We start from the raw sequence: 20286 nt of genomic DNA, 5'->3' as shown, positions 1-20286 counted from the left end.
CGCGGGGAGGGTCACATGGGTCAAATCTCAATGGAAATTACGCGCTCTCCCGGGTCAGTTCTGGGTGGAAATCAACACTGTGGCGAGCCGAACAACGGAACCGCCACATCGGTCGTCACTCACGGCCCAAAGCCGCCGTATATCACAGTGATCAGCGCTGCAGCGCAGCCTACTTCAGACATTTGCTTGCCGGAGTGGACTGACGCATCTCGGGCGCCTTGGTGTGGCAGCAGGCTAGGGCAATCTAGGCTGCGCCCTTCCATGTGCCTGGCGCAACGTAGACGACGCTCTCATCGACGCTGACCATCACGTCGCCGTCTTGGATATTGACCTGGAGCTTCATCGCGCGGCTGGCCAGCTTGGCCAGTGCGGCAGTGTCGGCGTCCGAGAAATTGATCACTCGCAGATTGTCGAAACGGCTGGTGCCGTTCTTAACCTTGTCCCACCACACTTCGGCAGTCCGGCCGCCATAGGGGTAGATAATCACCTTCGCGGCTTTGCTGCAGGACTGCCGTATGACCTTCTCGCTCGGAAGCCCGAGTGCCACCCACAAATCGATCTCGCCGCTTAAACTCTTCTGCCAGATGTCAGGCTCATTGTCCGTCGACAGTCCTTTGGTCAGTTCCAAGTGCTCGTGCGCATTTAGGGCGAAGGCGACGATGCGTACCATCAGCCGCTCATCGGTCTCCGAGGGATGCTTGGCAACGGTCAGTTTATGGGTCTCGTAATAGTGGCGATCCATGTCCGAGATCGACAGTTCGATTTTGTAAATGGTGGCATTTTGCGCCATGATCTTCGCAACCCTTCCAAGGTTCGGGCTGCCTACCCCGTCCGGTAAACCTTGGGAAGCAGATATGGAGGCTGAAAACAACCAAGCCGCGACATAGCGCGTCCAAGGTAGGGGCCAGGGGGATGTATGACCCGGTCAGCGTTCCCGCCGGGTCAACCGCAGTCTCGGCCCTGACCTGCCGTTCAGTCCCTTGCCGATCGCCGCGGTGCAGCTTCACCAGACCGGCCATTCGTCTATCGCGCAGCATTATCGGAGGATGAAGGTCGGAAGTGCGGGACCTACCTGACTTTCGCTGCGACCGCGCGGTGTGAGATTTGTGCAGTAGCCTCACGGCGATCCTGAGATCGGTGCCGTCAGGCAGCCTCGTAGCTGGAGAAGACCTTCGTCCCGCCATCTCCGAGGATCAGGAACACGTCGTAGGCTTCCCGCTCATGCTCTGGCCCCATGCCCGGTGATCCATAAGGCATGCCGGGCACGGCGAGACCGACGGCATCGGGGCGCTCGGAGAGGAGCCTTCGGATGTCGGCCGTCGGCACATGCCCCTCGATCATGTAGCCCTCGACCTCGCCGGTGTGACAGGAGGTCATCTTCTGGGGGATGCCGTTCTCGAGCTTGTACCGGATCAGGAGCGTGCCGTAGCTGCGCTCGGTGGTGACGGTGAAGCCGTCCTCCTTCAGGAGCTCGATCCAAGCGGTGCAGCAGCCGCAATTGGGATCTTTCAGGACGTGGATTGCCGGAGAGCTTTGGGACAGACCGGCGGTCGGCCCTGTCGCGGCGAAGCACGCGGCGGAAGCCATCATGGCGCGGCGGGTGAGGATCATCGGTGTCTCCCTTTCAGGTCGTTGCGGTTGCGTGATCGGGGCGTGTCTCAGCGGTCAGACCGACGTGCCCCGCAGGTTCAGGCGTGCGGGTGGGACGGAAGAACAGCAGCCGCAGGGCGTTCATCGTCACCAGCACGGTGGCACCGGTATCCGCGAGGATTGCGATCCAAAGGCCGGTGATCCCGAGCACGGTAGTCACGAGGAATATCGCCTTGAGGCCGAGCGCAATCGCGATGTTCTGGCGGATGTTCGACATGGTCGCACGGGAGAGGCGGATCTTGCCCGGCACATCGGTCACGCGGTTGCGCAGGATCGCCGCGTCGGCCGTCTCGAGCGCCACGTCGGTGCCCGAGCCCATGGCAACGCCAACATGCGCGGCGGCGAGCGCCGGCGCATCGTTGATCCCGTCGCCGATCATCATCACGCGGGCCTCCGCCCTCAGGTCGCGGATCGCCGTCACCTTGTCCTCCGGCATCAGTTCCGAACGATGTTCGATCCCGAGCTCTTCAGCGATGGCTTGGGCCGTGCGCGGGTTGTCCCCCGTCAGCATGACCGAAGATATGCCGAGCCCGCGCAGTTGCGCGATAGCGTCCGCCGCGTCGTCCCGCGGCTCGTCCCTGAGCGCGATGAGGCCCTGAGGCACGTCTTCGCGCAACACGATGACCACCGTCTTGCCCTCGGCTTCCAGCGCCGCCACGCGGGTCCGCAGGTCGTCCGTGAGGGCACCGCGCTCGTTCGCCAGCCGCGGGGAGCCCACGCTGACGGTCACGCCGTCGATGGAGGCTTCCGCCCCCTTGCCGGGAAGCGCGCGGCCGCCGGTGGCCGTCGCCGCGCCCACGCCTCGCCGGTCGGCTTCGGCGCAGATCGCCTGTCCGAGCGGGTGGCTCGCGCCGCTCTCGACCCCGGCGGCAAGCGCCATGAGGTCGTCGCCGCTTCCACTCAACACAGAGACATCTGTCACGCGGGGCCTGCCATGTGTGAGCGTCCCGGTCTTGTCGAAGGCGACATGGGTCGTGCGGGCCACCGCCTCGATCACCGAGCCGCCCTTCATCAGCAGGCCATTGCGCGCTCCCGTGGACAGGGCCGAGGCAATCGAGGCTGGCACCGAGATCACCAGCGCACAGGGGCAGCCGATCAGCAGCAGCGCAAGCGCCCGGTAGATCCAGTCACCCCAAGCCAGCCCAAAGGCCAGCGGCGGAACGATAGCGACGAGAACAGCGATCCCGACCACAGCGGGCATGTAGACCCGGCTGAACCTGTCGATGAAGCGCTCGGTGGGTGCGCGGGCGCTCTCGGCCTCTTCCACGAGGCGGACGATGCGGGAGATGGTGTTGTCCTCGGCCGACCTCAGCACCCGCACGCGCAGCAGAGCTTCGGTGTTGATCGACCCCGCGAAGACCTCCGCGCCCGGCTCCTTGAGGCTCGGGACGCTCTCGCCGGTCACTGGGCTCTCGTCGACACCCGACGTGCCCTCGATCACCTCGCCGTCGCAGGGCACGCGGTCACCGGGCCGGACTTGCACGACCTGACCTAACTGGAGCTTCTCGGCCGCGACCTCTCGTGTCTTGCCTCCCACTTCGAGCCGTGCCGTCTTCGGCACGAGCTTCGAGAGGGCGCGAATACTGTCGCGCGCCTTGCTCGCAGAGACTCCTTCCAGGAGTTCGCCCACGGCGAAGAGGAAAACGACGAGCGCCGCCTCTTCCGGCTCACCGATGATCAGCGCGCCACCAGCGGCGATGGTCATCAGCATCTCGATGGTGAAGGGCATGCCGGCCCGCGTCATGGCCAAGGCGCGCTGCGCCACGGGCAAAATCCCAACCAGTGTCGCCAGCACGAACGCCCAATGCGCGATCTCAGCCGGCAGGACAAACGTTGACGCCCAAGCTGCCGAGAGCAGTGCGCCGGTTCCGAGCACGAGGCGACCCTTGGACGTCATCCACCAAGAGGTCGGCGCGTCATCGGTGGGCCCAGTGATCACCTCCGGCGCGCTGTCGATTTCCACGGCCTCCGCCGCATCCGCAAAGGCGCCATCCGGCAGGACAAAGCCACCCTTGGGCTTCTCTGGCCGCGCGCCCTTTGGCGCGATCCCGAAGCCGACTCCGCGCACTGCCTTCTCGATGTGCTCTGGCGGTGTCTGTGTCTCATCGAGCGTCAGTCGCAACCGCTCGGCCATCAGGGCGACATCAACACGCTCGACGCCAGGCAGGCGCTCGACTGCGCCGCGCACCTTGGCGGCGCATGACCCGCAATCCATGCCTGTAACGCGCCATTCGCGTTGTCGTGTGCTGCCATCGGCCATACCGAACCTCCGTTGTGATTCTCGGTTGAACTTAGCTATACGAGCTACAGCCACTGTAGGTTCAAGCCTCGCGAGGAAGGTTTTCCGTATCTTTGGCCGCGGGGGACACGACGCGCTAACGAGGGAAGGAGACGCTCATGCTGGCCATTGGAACACTGGCAAAGCGGACGGGCACCAAGGTGCAGACGATCCGCTATTACGAACAGATCGGTTTGATGCCCGAGCCCGGGCGCAGCGAGGGGGGGCAGCGCCGATACGGGCCGCTGGAACTCGACCGGCTCGCATTCATCCGGCACTCTCGACAACTCGGCTTTTCGCTGGAGGCGATACGGGAACTCCTGGACCTCTCGGACAGCCCGGAAAGGTCCTGTGCGCAGGTCGATGCGGTTGCTCAGAAACAGCTCCATGAGGTTGAGGCACGCATCGCTCGGCTTGAGGCGCTCCGGGTCGAACTGCAACGGATGATCGGCGAGTGCAGGGCCGATCGGGTTGCGAACTGCCGCATCCTTGAGGTGCTACGCGACCACGAAGAGTGCCTCTCTGATCACGACCGGCCCGGCTGCTGATGCCGAACGTGTTGATCTATCCGCTCGCGGCCCTGGCCGAGGTCGCCGGCTGCTTTGCAATCTGGGTCTGGTGGCGGGGCGCGTCGATCTTCTGGCTGCTGCCAGGGATTGCGAGCCTTGCAGCGTTCGGCTGGTTGCTGGCACCGGTCGAGGCAGGTTTTGCCGGCAGAGCCTTTGCAGCCTACGGAGGCGTCTACATCGCCGCGTCGCTGTTCTGGATGTGGAGCGCTGAAGGACAGCGGCCAGACCTATGGGACATCGCTGGTGCCAGCCTGTGCCTGATTGGCGCCGCAGTGATCCTTTTCGCTCCACGCGCAAGTTGATAAGGGCTCGGAGCGGGCTTGCGGCAGCACGGCGCCCCCATCACCCAGGCGAGGCGGCCATCTGGCGAGGGCGGCCTATTGCGGGCCTTCGCCCAAGGGTCAAGCGTTGTCCTACGGTTTCATCATGGCGGCCATTCGCGCATCACGCAGCATCTCTGTCCCTCGAATGACGGCAGAGCCGGCTCAAAGCCGACATCGCGGCTTTTCCGGACAGTGCTCGGTCGACCCGTGTCAGCCAGTCGCGCCGGATTTGCCTTGCCGTAGGCCCTCACGGGGTCTTGGGCCGGACGGGCGTTCAGCCCTCCGTGGTTCCGGCCTCGATGTCTCGGAACTGGCGCGTCACCAGGTCTTGTGCGACGCCGATGTGATACCTTATGGCCTCGCGCGTCGCGACCTCGTCACCGCGGCGCAGGGCAGTGACGATCGGCTCGTGGGTTTCTGCGATCTTGTGCGGATCGTCGTAGAGCCGGCCGATCACCATGATCGAGAACTCGGTTTCGGCGGCGATCTGATCGAAGACATGCAGGAACTTGGGGTTGCCGCTGCCGGCGCAGAGCAGGCGATGGAACTCCATGTCCGCCTCGACTTGGGTAAGCATGTCGGCGCCGGCAGCGGCAACCTCGTGCAGCGTGTCGATCTGCGCGGCGAGCCGGTCGATCGTGTCGGTCAGCCCGTTCCGAAGCACCCGCTGCGCGGCGGCGATCTCGATCACCATGCGCAGCTCGTAAAGGTCGTTCAACGCCTCGGCCGAGGTCTCGCGCACGAAAAAGCCGCGATTGGCGTGGTAGGTCACCAGCCCCGAGTTCTCGAGCAGCCGCGCCGCCTCGCGCACCGGGGCGCGGCTCACGCCCAGTTCGCGCGCGACCACCGATTCCGAGAGCCGCGCACCGGGGGCGAGCTGGCCAGTGACGATGGCCTTGCTCAGCAGCGTGGCAACGCGCTGCACGAGCCCCTCGCGGTCAAGGGGTTGGAAGCCGGTCTGCTGTGGGGGTCTCGCCATGCCGTCATGCGCCTGAATTTCCCCCAAGGGTAAATGCGGTTTTGACGATTGTCGACAATTCCCTTGACCGGGGCAGGGGGGCTGCCCTTACCATGAGGTAAGAATGTGCACGGTGCTCGCCCCGCGGCGAGCCTACCAGAGGAGAGCCGAATGCCAGATGGCGCGCCGACGTCCACAGTCCAGACCCTCCGCCGCGACCTTGCCGCCGCGTACCGGCTGATCGCCCTCGAAGGGATGGATGACGGCATCTACACCCATATCTCGGCGCGCCTGCCCGACGGCCCAGAAGGCGAAAAGCGATTCCTGTTGAACCCTTTCGGCCTGCGGTTCGACGAGGTGACGGCGGCAAACCTCGTGACGGTGGACGAGACCGGCGCGGTGATCGACGATCCCTTTGGCGCGGGCGTCAATGCCGCGGGGTTCACCATCCACTCGGCCGTGCATATGGCGCGGCATGACGCGCTGTGCGTGCTGCACACCCACACCGTCGCGGGGGTGGCCGTGTCGTCGGTGAAGGAGGGGCTGCTCAGCCTCAACCAATGGTCGGCGCAGTTCCACGGGCGCATCGCCTACCACGCCTACGAGGGCATTGCGCTCGATCTTGCGGAGCGCGAGCGCATCGTTGCGGACCTCGGCGACAGGCAGGTCATGCTGTTGCGCAATCATGGCACCCTGCTGCTGGGCCGCTCGGTCTCCGAGGCGGTGAAACTGGCGCTCAACCTCGAGCGATCGTGCAAGGCGCAGGTGGCAGCGCTCGGTATGGGGCTGACCGCCGACGTGCTGCCCGAGGCGGTCGCCGAGCACACGGCGCGGCAATACCAGCACGCCTATGACTCGGTCGAGCTTCGCGGCAAACCCGACCCCGAATGGGCCGCGCATCTGCGCCGGCTCGACGCTCACGCCCCTGATTACCGGGGCTGAGCCTCTGCCCGCCCCGGTCAGTTTCCGGGGCCTGACTTTCGAAGAAAAGCAGTCAAACAGAACCAACAGGGACCCCATGAAAACACTTAGAGCGACCACTTTCCTGATCGCCGCCACCCTTGCCGCGCCGCTTGCCGCGCAGCAGGAGGGTGGCCGCCTCGACATCGTCGTGCAGCCCGAACCGCCGGGGCTGATGATGGGCCTCGTGCAGAATGGCCCCACCCAGTTGGTGGCGGGCGACATCTACGAGAGCCTGCTGCGCTACAACGCCGACCTCGAGCCGCAACCCAGCCTCGCCAAGAGCTGGGAGATCTCGGACGATGGGTTGACCTACACCTTCCAACTTCAGGACGGGGTGACCTGGCACGACGGTGAGCCCTTCACCGCCGATGACGTGGTCTTCTCGGCCGACGTCTTCCTGCGCGAGACACACGCCCGCCTGCGAGCCTCGCTGGCCTATGTCGAGAGCATCACCGCGCCCGACGACACGACGGTGGTGTTCCAGCTCAAGGAGCCCTTTGGCCCGTTCATCAACGCCTTCGAGGCAGGCACCATGCCGATCGTTCCCAAGCACATCTACGAGGGCACCGACTACGCGACCAACGAGATGAACGCGACGCCCATCGGCACCGGCCCGTTCAAGTTCGAGAAATGGGAGAAGGGCAGCTACATCCACCTGGTGAAGAATGAGGACTACTACCTCGACGGCAAGCCCTACCTCGACGAGGTCTATTACCGCGTGATCCCCGATGCTGCCGCCCGTGCCGTGGCCTTCGAGACCGGCGAGGTGGACGTGCTGCCCGGCGGCTCGGTCGAGAACTGGGATGTGCCGCGGTTGACCGAGATGGAGGGCGTCTGTTCCACCGGCGCAGGCTGGGAATTCTTCGCGCCGCTCTCGTGGATGTGGCTGAACAACCGTCAGGGGCCCACCGCCGACGTGCGCTTCCGCCAGGCGGTCATGTACGCCATGGACCGCGACTTCGTAAAAGACGTGGTGTGGAACGGCTTCGGCAAGGTCGCGACCGGACCGGTCGCCTCTTCGACCAATTTCTACAGCGATGATGTCACCCACTACGACTACAATCCCGACAAGGCCAAGGAACTGCTGGCCGAGATGGGCTATGACGGCGAGGCCGTACGCATCCTGCCGCTGCCCTACGGCGAGACCTGGCAACGCTGGGCTGAGGCGGTGCGGCAGAACCTCTCGGAGGTCGGCATCAACGCCGAAATCGACAGCAGCGACGTCGCGGGCTGGAACGAGAAGACCTCGCAGTGGGACTACGATCTCGCCTTCACCTACCTCTACCAATATGGCGACCCGGCGCTGGGTGTGTCGCGCAACTACGTGGCGAGCCAGATCAGCAAGGGCAGCCCCTGGAACAACGTCGAGGGCTACGAGAACCCCGAGCTCGACGCCAAGTGGTCCGCAGCCGCGGGAATGGTGAACACCGAGGACCGTGCTGCCGCCTATGCCGAGATCCAGAAGGAGATCGTCGACGACGTGCCCGTGGCCTGGCTTCAGGAACTGGAGTTCCCGACCATCTATCGGTGCAACGTCAACGACCTGGTGACCACCGCCATCGGGGTGAACGACGGTCTGCGCGACGCCTGGGTCGAAGAATAAGTCACAGCCACGGGGCGGGCCGGTGCCGGCCCGCCCCTGAGCCGTCCTCCGGCGGAGGACAGGAACCAACGGGACGTCCGGGGGCCTATGACCATACTCACCGTAATCCTGTCACGGGCGTTCAAGGCGTTCCTGACACTCTTGGCCATCGCGGTCCTGAACTTCTGCCTGCTGCATGCGGCGCCGGGCGACCCGGCGGTGGTGCTGGCGGGCGAGGCGGGGGCCGCCGACGAGCAGATGATCGAACAGTTGCGCGAGCGCTTCGGTCTCGACCAGCCGTTCTACGTGCAGCTGGGCAAATACGTCGGCAGCGTGCTGACGCTGGATCTCGGCTATTCCTTCCGGCAGGGCGCGCCCGTCGCGCAGCTCATCGCCGAGCGGCTCCCCGCGACACTGCTGCTGACGTTGACCGCCTTCGTGATCTCGCTGGTGCTGGGCATCGCCTTTGGCGTCGCCGCCTCGGCGCGGGTGGGCAAAGCCTCGGACAGCCTGCTGACCACGCTGGCGCTGCTGTTCTACGCCACGCCGCTCTACTGGGCCGCGCTGATGGCGGTGCTGGTGTTCTCGGTCTGGCTCGGCTGGCTGCCCGGTTTCGGCTACGAGACGGTGGGCGCAGGCTACACCGGATTGGCGCGTGCCTTCGACATCGCCAAGCACCTCGTGCTGCCGGCGCTGACTCTCGGGCTCTTCTTCATGGCGGTCTACATGCGGATGACCCGCGCTTCGATGCTGGAGGTGAGCCAGCTCGACTTCGTCAAGACAGCCAAGGCCAAGGGCCTGTCGGGCCCCGCCATCCGCCGCCGCCACATTCTGCGCAACGCGATCCTGCCGGTGGTCACGCTTGCGGGCCTGCAGGCGGGGCAACTGGTGGGCGGCGCGGTGCTGACCGAGACGGTCTTTGCCTGGCCCGGCATCGGGCGGCTGATGTTCGAGAGCCTCGCGGCGCGCGACTACAACACCATCCTCGGGGTCTTCCTCGTCTCGGCGGCCATGGTGATCCTGTTCAATATCGTCACCGACATCGTCTACCGGCTGGTCGATCCGCGCATCGGCGCGAAGGCATGAGGAGGGTCTGAGCCATGTGGAAACGCTTTTCCTCCAATATCGGGGCAATGGTCGGCGTGGTGCTGCTGCTGGCGGTGATCGGGATCGCCATCTTCGCGCCGCTGATCTTTGCGCACACGCCGTGGCAGATGGTGCAGCGTCCGTTCCTGACGCCCTTTACCATGGACGGGCTGCCGCTGGGCACCGACACGCTCGGCCGTGACGTCGCCTCGCAGCTGGCCTACGGCGCGCGGGTGTCGCTGTTGGTCGGGCTCGTCTCGACTTTGGTGGCGCTGCTGATCGGCGTGCCGCTGGGGGCGCTCGCGGGGTTTTACGGCAACTGGGTGGACGAAGGGGCGATGCGCTTCACCGAGTTCTTCCAGACCATCCCCAACTTCGCGCTGGCCATCGTGCTGGTGGCGATCTTCGAGCCGACGCTGGCCTCGATCACCATCGCCATCGCCATCGTCTCTTGGCCGCCGGTGGCGCGGCTGGTACGGGCCGAGGTCATGTCGGTGCGCAAGCGCGAGTTCGTCGATGCCGCACGGCTTGCGGGCCTGTCGCGGCCGCGCATCCTGCTGACGCAGGTGCTGCCCAACACCGTCTCGCCGATCATCGTCATGGCCTCGCTAATGGTCGCCACGGCGATCCTGCTGGAAAGCTCGCTGTCGTTCCTCGGCCTTGGCGATCCCAACGCGATGAGCTGGGGCTACATGATCGGCGCGGCGCGCACGGTGATCCGCAGCGCCTGGTGGCTGAGCTTCTTCCCGGGCATCGCCATCGTGATCACGGTGCTGGCGCTGAACCTCATCGGCGAGGGGCTGAACGACGCCCTAAACCCCCATCTCAGCCGGAAGGGCAAGGCATGAGCACTCTGTCCATCGAGCATCTCAGCATCGGATTGCCGCAGGGGGCCGATCGCGCCTTCGCTGTCGAGGACATGTCGATGAGCATCGAGAAAGGCGAGATCCATTGCGTGGTCGGCGAAAGTGGCTCGGGAAAGTCGATGACCGCGAATGCGCTGATGGGGCTGCTGCCGCCGGGCGTGAGCGTGAAAGCCGGCCGCGCCATGTTCGAAGCGCGCGACATCCTGCGCCTGCCCGAGCCCGAGAAGCAGGCGCTGCGCGGGGCGCGCATCGCGATGATCTTTCAGGAGCCGATGACCGCGCTCAATCCGCTGATGCGCATCGGCGAGCAGATCGCCGAGGTCTTCGCCGCCCATGACCGCTTTTCCCAGCAGGAGCGGCGCGAGAAGGCGCTGAACCTCATTCGCGAGGTTGGCCTGCCGGATCCCGAGAAGATCATCCGCGCCTATCCCTTCCAGCTCTCCGGCGGGCAGCGTCAGCGGGCAATGATCGCCATGGCGCTGGCGCTGGAGCCGAAGCTGCTGATTGCCGACGAGCCGACGACGGCGCTCGACGTGACGACGCAGGCGCAGATCCTGAAGCTGATCCTCGACCTGCGCGACAAGCGCGGAATGGCGGTGATGTTCATCACCCACGACTTCGGCGTGGTGGCAGAGATCGCCGATCAGGTGATCGTCATGCGCGAGGGCAGGGTGGTTGAGCGCGGCAGCGCGGCCTCGGTGCTCACCGACCCGCAGCACGAGTACACCCGCCGCCTGCTCGATGCGATCCCCACCGGGAAGCTGCCGCCCGCCCGTGCGCCACGCGAGGTGCCGGCGCTGGAGATCAAGGGGCTGCGCAAGGTCTACCGTACTGGCGGCGGCATGTTCCGCCCGGTGCGCGAGGTGCGCGCGGTGGATGACGTCTCGCTCACCGTCGGGCGCGGCGAGGTGCTGGGACTGGTGGGCGAGAGCGGCTCGGGCAAGTCGACGCTGGGCCGCACCGCGGTGCGGTTGGTGACGCCCGACGGCGGGCAGGTTCTGGTCGGCGGCACCGATCTGGCGGCGCTCTCCGAGGAAGAGCTGCGCAAGCAGCGCCACAAGGTGCAGATGGTGTTCCAGGACCCCTATGCCTCGCTCAACCCGCGCCAGCGCATCATGGGCGCACTCACCGACGGGCCGATCACCAAGGGCGTGCCGAAAGCGCAAGCGCGGGCCCGCGCGCGGGAACTTCTAGAGATTGTCGGTCTCGGCGCCGATGCCGCCAGCCGCTTCCCACATGAATTCTCCGGCGGCCAGCGCCAACGTATCGGCATCGCCCGCGCGCTCGCCATGGATCCCGAGCTGATCATCGCGGACGAAGCGGTTTCGGCGTTGGACGTCTCCATTCAGGCGCAGGTTCTGGACCTTCTGCGCGATCTGCGCGAGCGTTTCGAGTTGTCGATCCTCTTCATCACCCACGATCTGCGGGTGGCGGCGCAGCTCTGCGACAGGATCGCCGTGATGCAGAAGGGTAAACTCGTGGAGATCGGAACCGTGCACGACATTTTCCTGAACCCGCAACAGGACTACACGCGGCAGCTCCTGGCCGCCGTTCCGGGCGCAGATTGGGCAAAGGCAGGCGCCGCATGAGGGGCGTCATCACGACGACCGGCGGTGTCGATCTCTGGCCGCACTTCAGCGGGGTCTTCGCCGAGGATGCGCCCGAGCTGACCGTCTTGCAGCGCGAGGATGTCTCAGATCCGGCACAGGTGGATTTCGTCTTCACCTTCATCCCGCCCGACGATCTCTTCGAGGGAATGACGGGGCTCAAGGCGATCTTCTCGGCAGGCGCCGGGACCGATGCGATCATGGCCTGCCCGTCGCGTCCCGCGCATGTGCCGGTCTACCGCGTCGAGGATGCGGACCAGGCGCTGCAGATGGCGGGTTTTGCGGCCTTCCACGTGCTCTGGCATCACCGCGACATGGGCCGCTACGTCGCCCAGCAGGCGCGCGGCGCGTGGGCGCGCAGGGTCATCGGGCTCTCGCCGGCCTACCGCCGCGTGGGGGTTCTGGGGTTCGGTCACATGGGCCGCGCGATCGCCAAGGGCTTGGTTGGGCTCGGGTATCCGGTGGCGGGTTATTCGCGCCGCGCGCCTGAACCGGCAGAGCCGGGCGTGGAGCACTTTCACGGAGAGGGGCTCGACGCGTTTCTTGCCCGGAGCGACATCTTGGTGAACGTGCTGCCCCTCACCGATGCCACGCGCGGGCTGATCGACGCGGGCTTCCTGTCGAAGCTGCCGCAGGGCGCGGCGCTGGTGCAGATGGGGCGCGGCGGGCAGGTCGTGGAGGACGACCTGATTGCCCAGCTCGACAGGGGGCACCTGTCGGGGGCCTCGATGGATGTCTTCGACACCGAGCCGCTGCCGCAGGGCCACCCGCTCTGGACGCATCCGAAGGTGCTCGTCACCCCGCATGTCGCCAGCATCCCCGAACGCCGCTTCGTCGTGCGGGCGATCCGCGAACGACTGTCCTCTCTCTGACTTCGGACCCCGCATCATGACAGACCTCAACGATCTCACCGCCCGCGCGCTGGCCGCCCGCGTTCGTGCCGGTTCGCTCAAGGCCGCAGAGGTGACCCGCGCCACGCTCGACCGGGTGGCGCGGCTGAACCCCGCGATCAATGCCATCGTGCAGGACACCGGCGAGGAGGCAATGCGCGACGCCGAGGCGCTTGATGCCCGCATCGCGGCGGGCGAGGACGGCGGCGCGCTGGCCGGCGTGCCGGTGACGGTCAAGGTGATCGCCGACCAGAAGGGCTATGCCACGACCAACGGCACGACGCTCGCCAAGGATCTCATTGCCACCGAGGACAGCCCCTTCCTGCGCAACATGCGCGCGCAGGGGGCCATCGTCGTCGGGCGGACAAATTGCCCGGCCTTCTCCTACCGCTGGTTCAGCTCCAACAAGTTGCACGGCACCACCAGCAACCCGCACAACTCCGCTCTGACCCCCGGCGGCTCGTCGGGCGGAGCAGGGGCGGCGACGGCGGCGGGGCTGGGGCATATCGCCCATGGCACCGACATCGCCGGCTCGATCCGCTACCCGGCCTATGCTTGCGGCGTGCAGGGTCTGCGCCCGACGCCGGGAAGGGTGCCGGCTTTCAACCACTCCGGGCCGGACCGCGCCATCGGCCCGCAGCTCATGGCGGTGGCCGGCCCGCTGGCGCGCCGGGTCGACGACCTGCGGCTGGGGCTCGAGGGCATGTCGGGCTATGCGCCCGACGATCCCTGGAGCGCGCCGGTGCCGCTCACCGGCCCTGCCGTCGCGTCGCGTGTCGCGCTGATGAAGCGCCCGGGCGGCATCGACACCGACCCGCGCATCCTTGCCGACCTCGATCGCGCCGCTGAGATCCTGCGCAAGGCGGGCTGGCACGTCGAGGAGCCGACGCAGGTGCCCGACATCCGCGAAGCGGTCGAGCTGCAAATCGACCTTTGGCTCTCGGACGCGCACTCCGAAAAGCTGGCGGCGGCGAAGCTCGAGGGTGATCCGGGTGCCATCGCGCTGCTGAGCTTCTACGAGGAGCGGGCGCAGGGGATCGATCTCGCGAAGTTCAGCGCGCTGTTCAGCCGCCGCGCGCGGCTGATCCGTGCGTGGCGAGCCTTCCTTGTCGATTACCCCTTGGTGCTGATGCCGGTCTCGGCCGAACTGCCCTTTGCCCAAGACGAAGACCTCAATGGTCCTGAGGCCATTGCGCGCCTCTGGGAAGCTCAGGTGCCTCAGATCGGAATCCCGCTGCTCGGCCTCCCGGCGCTGTCGGTTTGCTCCGGACTTGAGACAGGCGTGCCCTCGGGTGTGCAACTGGTTGCACCGCCCTGGCGCGAAGACCTGTGTCTGGAAGCCGGCGAAGTGCTAGAACGCGCCTTCGGACTGCATCCGCCAGCCTGAGCGGCGTCGGTTTCGGCGCTGGTGGCCCTGCGATGAAAAGCTGGCCTTTGGCTGAGGGCGCGAGAGCACCTTCGATCCGCTAGATCGTGTTGAAGAAAGGCAGACACATTGCGGCGCGCGCGCAGTTCGAGCTGGTCTCTGCGATGGAGACCAGCTTGGCGCGAGAGCTGATTTCGGACAATGAGGGGGCGGCAGCAGCCCGTTTCAACATCTCTCGTGATACGGTCGACACAACCTTGGACGTCTCGGTGCCACCTGGCTACCGGCGAACGGCGCCGATCAAGCGGCCGACGCTGGATGGCGACAAGACGGTGCAGCGCTGCTTGAGGACGCATCTCCCGAAGCAATAGCCGACCAGCAGCATGCGGATCATTAGCTCCGGGTCGATCGAAGGTCGGGCACTGGAACTGTAGACCGGGGCCAGCTACTGCCGAATATCGTCGAGCGAGACGATCCGGTCGATGGAGCGCAATAGGTGATCAGCTGGGATGTGGGTCTCAAGCGAGAGATTGTAGAACAGGTCGCCCCGCGCCGCCGATCTCTTGCCCATCATCGAACGGGCCCTCCTGGACATGCAGGAAGTGAGGTTGCCCACAGCCCGCCAAGCAAGCCGCCTTATTCCAAAAAATCTCGACCTTCCTGCCGTTCATTGCCCCTGCGTCACACCGTGGGAGGGGCGCAGAATTGAGCCCGTTTACCTGGCCTTTTAGAGCCTCCTCCGACAATTGCACCAGGTTCGGCGAGCGCAGCTCTGCTCCAAAAGGCGCGGATGCAAGTCGCACCTTCGCACGCATGAATTGTGTGTTAACCTAGCGTCAAATTGATTCAATGATTGTAGAGGGAAGTCGATGACCCGGCTATTTCACGTCAAGCGTGCGCTTCGAGGAGGCGCTGTCCTCCTGTTCATCACGTCGGCCTCAACGGCCAGCGCGCAAGACGCGCCGCGGGACGGCTCGGTCCTGCCGCTGCCGCCGGCCCCTTTCGAAGGGGTCATCACGGAAACCTTCGAGGGCTCGACCCAGGACTATCCCCAACCTGTAACGCCGCCCGAAGGCGCGCCCAACGTCGTTGTCGTTCTCATCGACGACCTCGGGTTTGGCCAGCCCGGCACATTCGGGGGGGCCGGTTCCGACCCCGGCGATGGATGCCCTCGCAGAAGACGGCCTGCGTTTCACGCGGTTCCACACCACCGCGATCTGTTCGCCGACACGGGCGGCCCTGCTGACCGGGCGCAACCACCATCAAAGCGGCTTTGGCACGATCACCGAGCTGTCCACCGGCTATCCCGGCTACGACAGCATCTGGCCGCGCTCGACAGCGACCATCGCAGAGATCCTCAAGGATCATGGCTACTCGACCGCCGCCTTCGGCAAATGGCACAACACGCCGGATTGGGAAACCTCTCCGTTGGGGCCGTTCGATCACTGGCCGACCGGGCTCGGATTTGAATACTGGTACGGCTTCCAGGGCGGCGAGACGAGCCAATGGGACCCTCAGCTCTTCCGGAACACGATCCCGGTGGAGCCGGAGACCACCCCGGAGGAAGGCTACAACCTCAACGTCGACCTGGTGGACGATGCGGTCGCTTGGCTCGATCGCCAGCAATCCGTCGCGCCTGACAAGCCCTATTTCATCTATTTCGCTCCGGGCGCGGTGCATGCCCCGCTGCACGTCAGCGAAGAATGGATCGACAAGTTCTCGGGCCAGTTCGATCAGGGCTGGGACAAGGTCCGCGAAGAGACGCTCGCCCGGCAGAAAGACATCGGCGTTGTCCCCGAAAACACCGACCTCACGCCGCGGCCGGAGGAAATCGAGGCCTGGGACTCTCTCGACGCCGATGCCCAGCGGCTCTTCAGCAGACACCAAGAGGTGTTTGCCGGGTTCCTGGCGCAGACAGACCATGAAATCGGCCGCCTGATCGATAAGGTCCACGCCTTGCCCGAGGCCGATAATACGCTGATCATCCTTGTGGCAGGCGACAATGGGCCAAGCGCCGAGGGCAGCGTCACCGGGACGCTGAACAACATGATGACCCAGAACGGCGTTCCCGACACGGTCGAGGCGCAGCTGCCCGTGATAGACGAGATCGGCGGGCCGCTGCATGAAAACCACTACCCTGTCGGTTGGGCCTGGGCCGGCTCTTCGCCGTTCCAGTGGATGAAGCGCGTGCCGTCGCATTTTGGCGGAACCCGCAACGGCATGGTCGTCAGCTGGCCCGCGCAGATCACCGACACCGGTGGCATCCGGACGCAGTTCCATCACGTCGTGGACATCGCCCCGACGATCCTCGAAGCGGTGGGCATTCCGGAACCTAAGGTGGTTAATGGGGTCGAACAGATCCCCATGGCAGGCGTGAGCATGGAGTACAGCTTTGCCGATGCCGAAGCTGCTGGGACACGGCACACGCAGTATTTCGAGACCGGAGGGCATCGCGCGCTCTACCATGACGGCTGGGTTGCGGCGTCTTTTCACGGCGCGCCTTGGGTGCTGACCGGCTCGGTGGGTTTCGACGACAGCACCTGGGAGCTCTACAACATCGAGGAAGACTTCTCGCAGGCACATGACGTCGCCGCAGAGAACCCCGAGAAGCTCGCCGAGCTTCAGGCGATGTTCGACGAAGAAGCCCAAAAGTTCCAGGTCTACCCGCTTGACGACCGCTTCGCCGAGCGTGCCAGGAACCCCGAACGCCCGTCCGTGACCCGTGGTCGCGACGTCTTCACCTATGCGCCGGGCACGGTTCGCATACCCGAAGGCAGCGCGGCTCCGGCCTATCAGCGCTCTCATACGATCACCGCCGAGATCGAGGTGCCCGAGGAAGGCGCAAGTGGCGTGATGATCGCGAACGGTGGGTCGTCGGCGGGATACACGCTGTATCTCGAGGACGGGGTGCCGGTCTACGAGTTCAACTTTTTCGGCAAGGAGGTCTACCGGGTCGCAGGAGAGGCAGCGCTGGAGCCGGGCGAACACACCGTGACGATGGTCTACGAACAGCTTCCTTTCGAGGCCGGGAAGGAGGTCACGGGCGGCACTGCGACGCTGCTTGTGGATGGTGCCGAGGTCGCAAGCGGAGATGTCGAGAAGACCGTTCCGGCCCGCTATTCCGCAACCGAGACGCTGGACATCGGAATGGACCTCGGATCGACGGTCACTCCGAACTATCGGGAGGAGGCGCCCTTTGCGTTCACCGGCACGATCAAGCAGGTGACCGTGGAATTGCAGTAGCGTCACATCCGGGCCGCGGCGGTCAGGGCAACCGCCCTGCCGCGGCCCCGGTTATCATTTGGCTGTGCCGAAAGGCCTAGTTCCCTCGCCACAATAAATCATCGGAGGACAGCGCTCGCGGCGACGACAAGTTCGGGCTCGAAGTCGGTCTCCTGCGCGCCGCCCAAGGTACGAGGCGCGGACAAGCTCGGTGGGTCGCATCTCCGCAAGTCGCAACTCGGGCCAACGGATGCAGCCGTTGAGGCTCTTGCTGGCCGGACCGCAGATCGCGGAGTGGCGAGCGGCCGGACTGTCCGCGGTCCGGTCCTTGAAGCTTCGATTGTCGCTGTGCCCAGCATGAATGTGCGAGGTCTTGGCTGCGGCGCCCCGTAAATTTCTACTTCTTTGCGGCAGCGGCTTCGCTGCAAACGCGCGCCGCGAGAAATTGGCGCTGCAACTAGGCTCGGACGGGCCGATCGCTACGCTCTGCCGGGACGCTGGTTGTGAACCGGCATGCAAAATTGGCTCTGGCTCACTTTTGATGCGCGCCGATCACGGAGGCACCTACTTCTTCTGACGTAATATCAGAAGGATGTGCAGGATGCGGCGTTAGGATTTAAGAGGTTTGGTCCCGGCTGGTCTTGTGGTTGATGACATCAGGACCGACGATGGCACGATACGTGACATCCTAACAAACGTCCCGGGTCGCAACCCGCCGGTGCGCGCCTTCGGCACATTCACCCAGAACCTGCAGGCCTTGGCCGAATGGTTTGCGGACCGAGGTACAACCGGCGTGGCGATGGGGGCGACAGGCGTCTGCTGGATCTCGGCGTTCGAATTCCTCAAGGCCCGAGGCTTCAAGGGGAGCCAGGTGAACGCCCGCTATGCCAAGAACGTGCCGGGCCGGAAGTCGCACGCAGGCGATGCGAGCTGGCTGCGCCAGCTTCAGTCCTACGGACTGCTACGAGGCAGCGTCCGCCCTGATGCGGAGGTCCCGACGCTGCGCGCCGACATGCGGCAGCGGGAGCGGCTGACAGAGTATGCAATGGCCCATATCCAACATATGCAGAAGGCGCTGATGAACCTGCAACTGCATCACGTCGTCTCCGACATCACCGCGCGACAGGCATGAAGATCATCCGTGCGATTGTCTCGGGAGAACGTGACCCCGATCGCCCGGCCGGCGACCGAGACGTGCGATGCAAGTCCTCGCCGGAGCCGATCCGTGCCGCGCTCATCGGCAATGACCGGGCGGAGCACGTCTTCGCCCTGGCGCAGCCCCTCGAGACTTCTACAAAGGCAAGATCGAGGGGTGCGACTGCAGGCTGGAACCCGCTGCCGAAGCCCGCTATCGGAGGCCGGCAGCTCAACGCAGCGGCCTTCGATGTCCGAGCGGCCCTCCACTACGTGTTGGGACCCGCCCTGAGGCCGATCCATGGCCTCGGCCCTTCGTTGGCCCTGAAGCTGGTGGCCGAGTGCGGCGCCGACCTGCGTACTTAGCGCGCGCGGCTCATGACGCTGCCCTTATACGGCCCGCGCTGCGCAATCGGCACCCCGATCTAGGCGGCGGTCGAGAACCGCTCCCGGTACTCGCGCGGGGTCAGAGAGAACTTGCGGTTGAACACCTTGCGCATCTGGTCATCCGAGGAAAAGCCGACCCGGTGCGCGATGGTCTTCACCGGCAGTCCCGTCTCGAGCAGCAGGGTCGTGGCGCGCTCGCAGCGGGCGTTCATCACGTAATCCGAGGGGTTCTGCCCGACGTCCTTGGTGAACTGGCGCACGAAGTTGCGCTCGCTCATCCCCGCGCGACGCGCCAGATCGCCGGTCTGCAGCTTGCGCTCGAGGTTGGCGTGGATCCAGGTCCTGATGTCGGCGATGCCCGAGCGGACCTGGGTCTGGCCGGTCAGCACCGCGCTAAACTGCGACTGGCCGCCGGGGCGCTTGAGATAGATCACCATGTCGCGCGCCACCGACAGCGCGAGATCGCGGCCGAAATCCTGTTCGACGAAGGCCAGCGCGAGGTCGATGGCGGCGGTAACGCCCGCCGAGGTATAGAGGTTGTCCTCGCGCAGGAAGATCGCGTCGGCCTCGACCCGCACGTCGGGGTAGTCCTGCTGCAGCCTTGCGGCGACGCTCCAGTGCGTTGTGGCGCGGCGCCCGTCCAGAAGCCCGGCCTCTGCAAGAAAGAAAGTGCCAGTGCAGAGCGAGGCGAAGCGCGTGGCGCGCGCGGCATTGCGGCGGCACCAGTCGACGATTTGCGGGTTGCCGCGCAGCGCCTCCTCGATCTCCAGCGCCCCGGCGATCATCACGGTGTCCTCCGGGATGCAGCCCTCGAGTGCGCGCTGCGCGGTCAGCGTCAGGAAACTCTCGGACTGCACCGGACCCGAGGTCGGAGCGACCAGTTCGACGTCGTAGCGCGCCGGGTGCGCGGCTGTCGCGAGATATCGGTTGGCGGCAGTGAAAACGTTCACCGGCCCGACCGCCTCCATGCATTTGAAGCCGGGGTAGATTACGATGTGCACCTTGCGCGACGTGATGATCGCGGTTTCCGGTGCGCTGGGGCAGCGGTCAGGCATGCGGGGCTCCGTTCGTGACACCGGTGGTTTGCGCGATCTGGGGGTGAGTTGTCCGGAAAAGTCCGAACATCCGGATTGCTCCGGGGCGGGAGATATAGGACTTCTGTCGCATCGGAAAGGTGAGGCGCCCCCGAGCGCATCGCCGTTCTCGCTGTTTTTCATATCCCCGGATGCGGTCCCTCCGTACAGGGCGGCCGCGCACCGATCCCTTGGACACTCCAGAAGGAACATCGACATGCGAACCCGTGCAGCCGTGGCTCTCGAGGCCGGAAAACCACTCGAAATCATGGACGTGGAACTCGACGGGCCAAAGGCCGGCGAGGTGCTTGTCGAGATCAAGGCCACCGGGC

General features: G+C 65.5%; 16 protein-coding genes and 2 pseudogenes. 12 read left to right on the top strand and 6 right to left on the bottom strand.

Annotated elements, in window-relative coordinates; all coding sequences use genetic code 11:
• Nucleotides 1-244 precede the first annotated feature (244 nt).
• The 3 genes from G0Q01_RS18615 to G0Q01_RS18605 all read right to left on the bottom strand — a co-directional run bounded on the left by G0Q01_RS18615 (nucleotide 245) and on the right by G0Q01_RS18605 (nucleotide 3910).
• Nucleotides 245-790: a YaeQ family protein gene (locus tag G0Q01_RS18615; protein ID WP_164194982.1), complete on the bottom strand. Its 546-nt coding sequence runs from the start codon at nucleotides 788-790 to the stop codon at nucleotides 245-247.
• 353 nt (nucleotides 791-1143) lie between these two features.
• The gene (locus tag G0Q01_RS18610) at nucleotides 1144-1611 is read right to left on the bottom strand and encodes a DUF411 domain-containing protein (RefSeq protein ID WP_116599949.1); all 468 of its coding nucleotides are present in this window, start codon (nucleotides 1609-1611) and stop codon (nucleotides 1144-1146) included.
• A gap of 13 nt (nucleotides 1612-1624) precedes the next feature.
• Entirely contained in the window at nucleotides 1625-3910 is a 2286-nt protein-coding gene (locus G0Q01_RS18605; RefSeq protein ID WP_164194985.1) for a heavy metal translocating P-type ATPase, read from the bottom strand.
• Between the two features lie 137 nt (nucleotides 3911-4047).
• Here G0Q01_RS18605 and G0Q01_RS18600 point away from each other — a divergent pair, with 137 nt between their 5' ends.
• Together G0Q01_RS18600 and G0Q01_RS18595 are read left to right on the top strand one after the other, a co-directional pair.
• Nucleotides 4048-4476 carry a helix-turn-helix domain-containing protein gene (locus G0Q01_RS18600; RefSeq protein WP_164194987.1) on the top strand — a complete coding sequence of 143 codons (429 nt, stop codon included), beginning with the start codon at nucleotides 4048-4050 and terminating at the stop codon, nucleotides 4474-4476.
• A complete protein-coding gene (locus G0Q01_RS18595; RefSeq protein ID WP_164194989.1) occupies nucleotides 4476-4799 on the top strand; it encodes a YnfA family protein in 324 nt (107 codons plus the stop codon). Before G0Q01_RS18600 ends, G0Q01_RS18595 begins: the two co-directional genes overlap by 1 nt.
• A gap of 295 nt (nucleotides 4800-5094) precedes the next feature.
• Here the strand turns inward: G0Q01_RS18595 and G0Q01_RS18590 are convergent, their stop codons facing one another.
• Nucleotides 5095-5799, bottom strand: coding sequence for a GntR family transcriptional regulator (locus G0Q01_RS18590; RefSeq protein ID WP_164194991.1), 705 nt, complete (start codon nucleotides 5797-5799; stop codon nucleotides 5095-5097).
• A gap of 150 nt (nucleotides 5800-5949) precedes the next feature.
• Between G0Q01_RS18590 and G0Q01_RS18585 the strand changes: the two genes are divergently transcribed.
• The 7 genes from G0Q01_RS18585 to G0Q01_RS18555 all read left to right on the top strand — a co-directional run bounded on the left by G0Q01_RS18585 (nucleotide 5950) and on the right by G0Q01_RS18555 (nucleotide 14159).
• Nucleotides 5950-6720 carry a class II aldolase/adducin family protein gene (locus G0Q01_RS18585; RefSeq protein ID WP_164194993.1) on the top strand — a complete coding sequence of 257 codons (771 nt, stop codon included), beginning with the start codon at nucleotides 5950-5952 and terminating at the stop codon, nucleotides 6718-6720.
• Nucleotides 6721-6796: 76 nt separating this feature from the next.
• Nucleotides 6797-8344, top strand: a complete 1548-nt coding sequence (locus G0Q01_RS18580) for an ABC transporter substrate-binding protein (protein ID WP_164194995.1) — start codon at nucleotides 6797-6799, stop codon at nucleotides 8342-8344.
• Between the two features lie 87 nt (nucleotides 8345-8431).
• Nucleotides 8432-9409: an ABC transporter permease gene (locus tag G0Q01_RS18575; protein WP_164194997.1), complete on the top strand. Its 978-nt coding sequence runs from the start codon at nucleotides 8432-8434 to the stop codon at nucleotides 9407-9409.
• 14 nt (nucleotides 9410-9423) lie between these two features.
• Complete coding sequence (locus G0Q01_RS18570; RefSeq protein ID WP_164195000.1) at nucleotides 9424-10257, top strand: ABC transporter permease; 834 nt, start codon at nucleotides 9424-9426, stop codon at nucleotides 10255-10257.
• On the top strand, nucleotides 10254-11864 hold the full coding sequence (locus tag G0Q01_RS18565) for an ABC transporter ATP-binding protein (protein ID WP_164195002.1): 1611 nt from the start codon (nucleotides 10254-10256) through the stop codon (nucleotides 11862-11864). Before G0Q01_RS18570 ends, G0Q01_RS18565 begins: the two co-directional genes overlap by 4 nt.
• Complete coding sequence (locus G0Q01_RS18560; protein WP_164195004.1) at nucleotides 11861-12754, top strand: glyoxylate/hydroxypyruvate reductase A; 894 nt, start codon at nucleotides 11861-11863, stop codon at nucleotides 12752-12754. Before G0Q01_RS18565 ends, G0Q01_RS18560 begins: the two co-directional genes overlap by 4 nt.
• A gap of 16 nt (nucleotides 12755-12770) precedes the next feature.
• Nucleotides 12771-14159, top strand: a complete 1389-nt coding sequence (locus G0Q01_RS18555; protein ID WP_203595085.1) for an amidase family protein — start codon at nucleotides 12771-12773, stop codon at nucleotides 14157-14159.
• 337 nt (nucleotides 14160-14496) lie between these two features.
• Here the strand turns inward: G0Q01_RS18555 and G0Q01_RS26905 are convergent.
• A pseudogene (locus G0Q01_RS26905) lies at nucleotides 14497-14712 on the bottom strand (IS5/IS1182 family transposase); the annotation flags it as partial.
• 587 nt (nucleotides 14713-15299) lie between these two features.
• On the opposite strand from G0Q01_RS26905, the gene G0Q01_RS18545 reads away from it, so the two are divergent.
• On the top strand, nucleotides 15300-17381 hold the full coding sequence (locus G0Q01_RS18545; protein WP_203595084.1) for an arylsulfatase: 2082 nt from the start codon (nucleotides 15300-15302) through the stop codon (nucleotides 17379-17381).
• 622 nt (nucleotides 17382-18003) lie between these two features.
• Complete coding sequence (locus G0Q01_RS26900) at nucleotides 18004-18492, top strand: transposase (RefSeq protein WP_370457238.1); 489 nt, start codon at nucleotides 18004-18006, stop codon at nucleotides 18490-18492.
• 427 nt (nucleotides 18493-18919) lie between these two features.
• Here G0Q01_RS26900 and G0Q01_RS18535 read toward each other — a convergent pair whose 3' ends face one another.
• Nucleotides 18920-19936 carry a GlxA family transcriptional regulator gene (locus G0Q01_RS18535; RefSeq protein WP_164195007.1) on the bottom strand — a complete coding sequence of 339 codons (1017 nt, stop codon included), beginning with the start codon at nucleotides 19934-19936 and terminating at the stop codon, nucleotides 18920-18922.
• A gap of 235 nt (nucleotides 19937-20171) precedes the next feature.
• On the opposite strand from G0Q01_RS18535, the pseudogene G0Q01_RS18530 reads away from it, so the two are divergent.
• A pseudogene (locus tag G0Q01_RS18530) lies at nucleotides 20172-20286 on the top strand (S-(hydroxymethyl)glutathione dehydrogenase); the annotation flags it as partial.

The sequence above is a fragment of the Salipiger sp. PrR007 genome, assembly GCF_010499845.1.
GTDB classification, from domain to species: Bacteria; Pseudomonadota; Alphaproteobacteria; order Rhodobacterales; family Rhodobacteraceae; genus Salipiger; species Salipiger pacificus_A.
The sequence above is the reverse complement of the archived record's forward strand: the minus strand, read 5'-3'. Positions and strand labels throughout refer to the sequence as shown.

Coding starts and splice junctions, on each gene's coding strand:
- G0Q01_RS18615 (WP_164194982.1), bottom strand. CDS start 790: ATGGCGCAAAATGCCACCATTTACAAAATCGAACTGTCGATCTCGGAC.
- G0Q01_RS18610 (WP_116599949.1), bottom strand. CDS start 1,611: ATGATCCTCACCCGCCGCGCCATGATGGCTTCCGCCGCGTGCTTCGCC.
- G0Q01_RS18605 (WP_164194985.1), bottom strand. CDS start 3,910: ATGGCCGATGGCAGCACACGACAACGCGAATGGCGCGTTACAGGCATG.
- G0Q01_RS18600 (WP_164194987.1), top strand. CDS start 4,048: ATGCTGGCCATTGGAACACTGGCAAAGCGGACGGGCACCAAGGTGCAG.
- G0Q01_RS18595 (WP_164194989.1), top strand. CDS start 4,476: ATGCCGAACGTGTTGATCTATCCGCTCGCGGCCCTGGCCGAGGTCGCC.
- G0Q01_RS18590 (WP_164194991.1), bottom strand. CDS start 5,799: ATGGCGAGACCCCCACAGCAGACCGGCTTCCAACCCCTTGACCGCGAG.
- G0Q01_RS18585 (WP_164194993.1), top strand. CDS start 5,950: ATGCCAGATGGCGCGCCGACGTCCACAGTCCAGACCCTCCGCCGCGAC.
- G0Q01_RS18580 (WP_164194995.1), top strand. CDS start 6,797: ATGAAAACACTTAGAGCGACCACTTTCCTGATCGCCGCCACCCTTGCC.
- G0Q01_RS18575 (WP_164194997.1), top strand. CDS start 8,432: ATGACCATACTCACCGTAATCCTGTCACGGGCGTTCAAGGCGTTCCTG.
- G0Q01_RS18570 (WP_164195000.1), top strand. CDS start 9,424: ATGTGGAAACGCTTTTCCTCCAATATCGGGGCAATGGTCGGCGTGGTG.
- G0Q01_RS18565 (WP_164195002.1), top strand. CDS start 10,254: ATGAGCACTCTGTCCATCGAGCATCTCAGCATCGGATTGCCGCAGGGG.
- G0Q01_RS18560 (WP_164195004.1), top strand. CDS start 11,861: ATGAGGGGCGTCATCACGACGACCGGCGGTGTCGATCTCTGGCCGCAC.
- G0Q01_RS18555 (WP_203595085.1), top strand. CDS start 12,771: ATGACAGACCTCAACGATCTCACCGCCCGCGCGCTGGCCGCCCGCGTT.
- G0Q01_RS18545 (WP_203595084.1), top strand. CDS start 15,300: ATGGATGCCCTCGCAGAAGACGGCCTGCGTTTCACGCGGTTCCACACC.
- G0Q01_RS18535 (WP_164195007.1), bottom strand. CDS start 19,936: ATGCCTGACCGCTGCCCCAGCGCACCGGAAACCGCGATCATCACGTCG.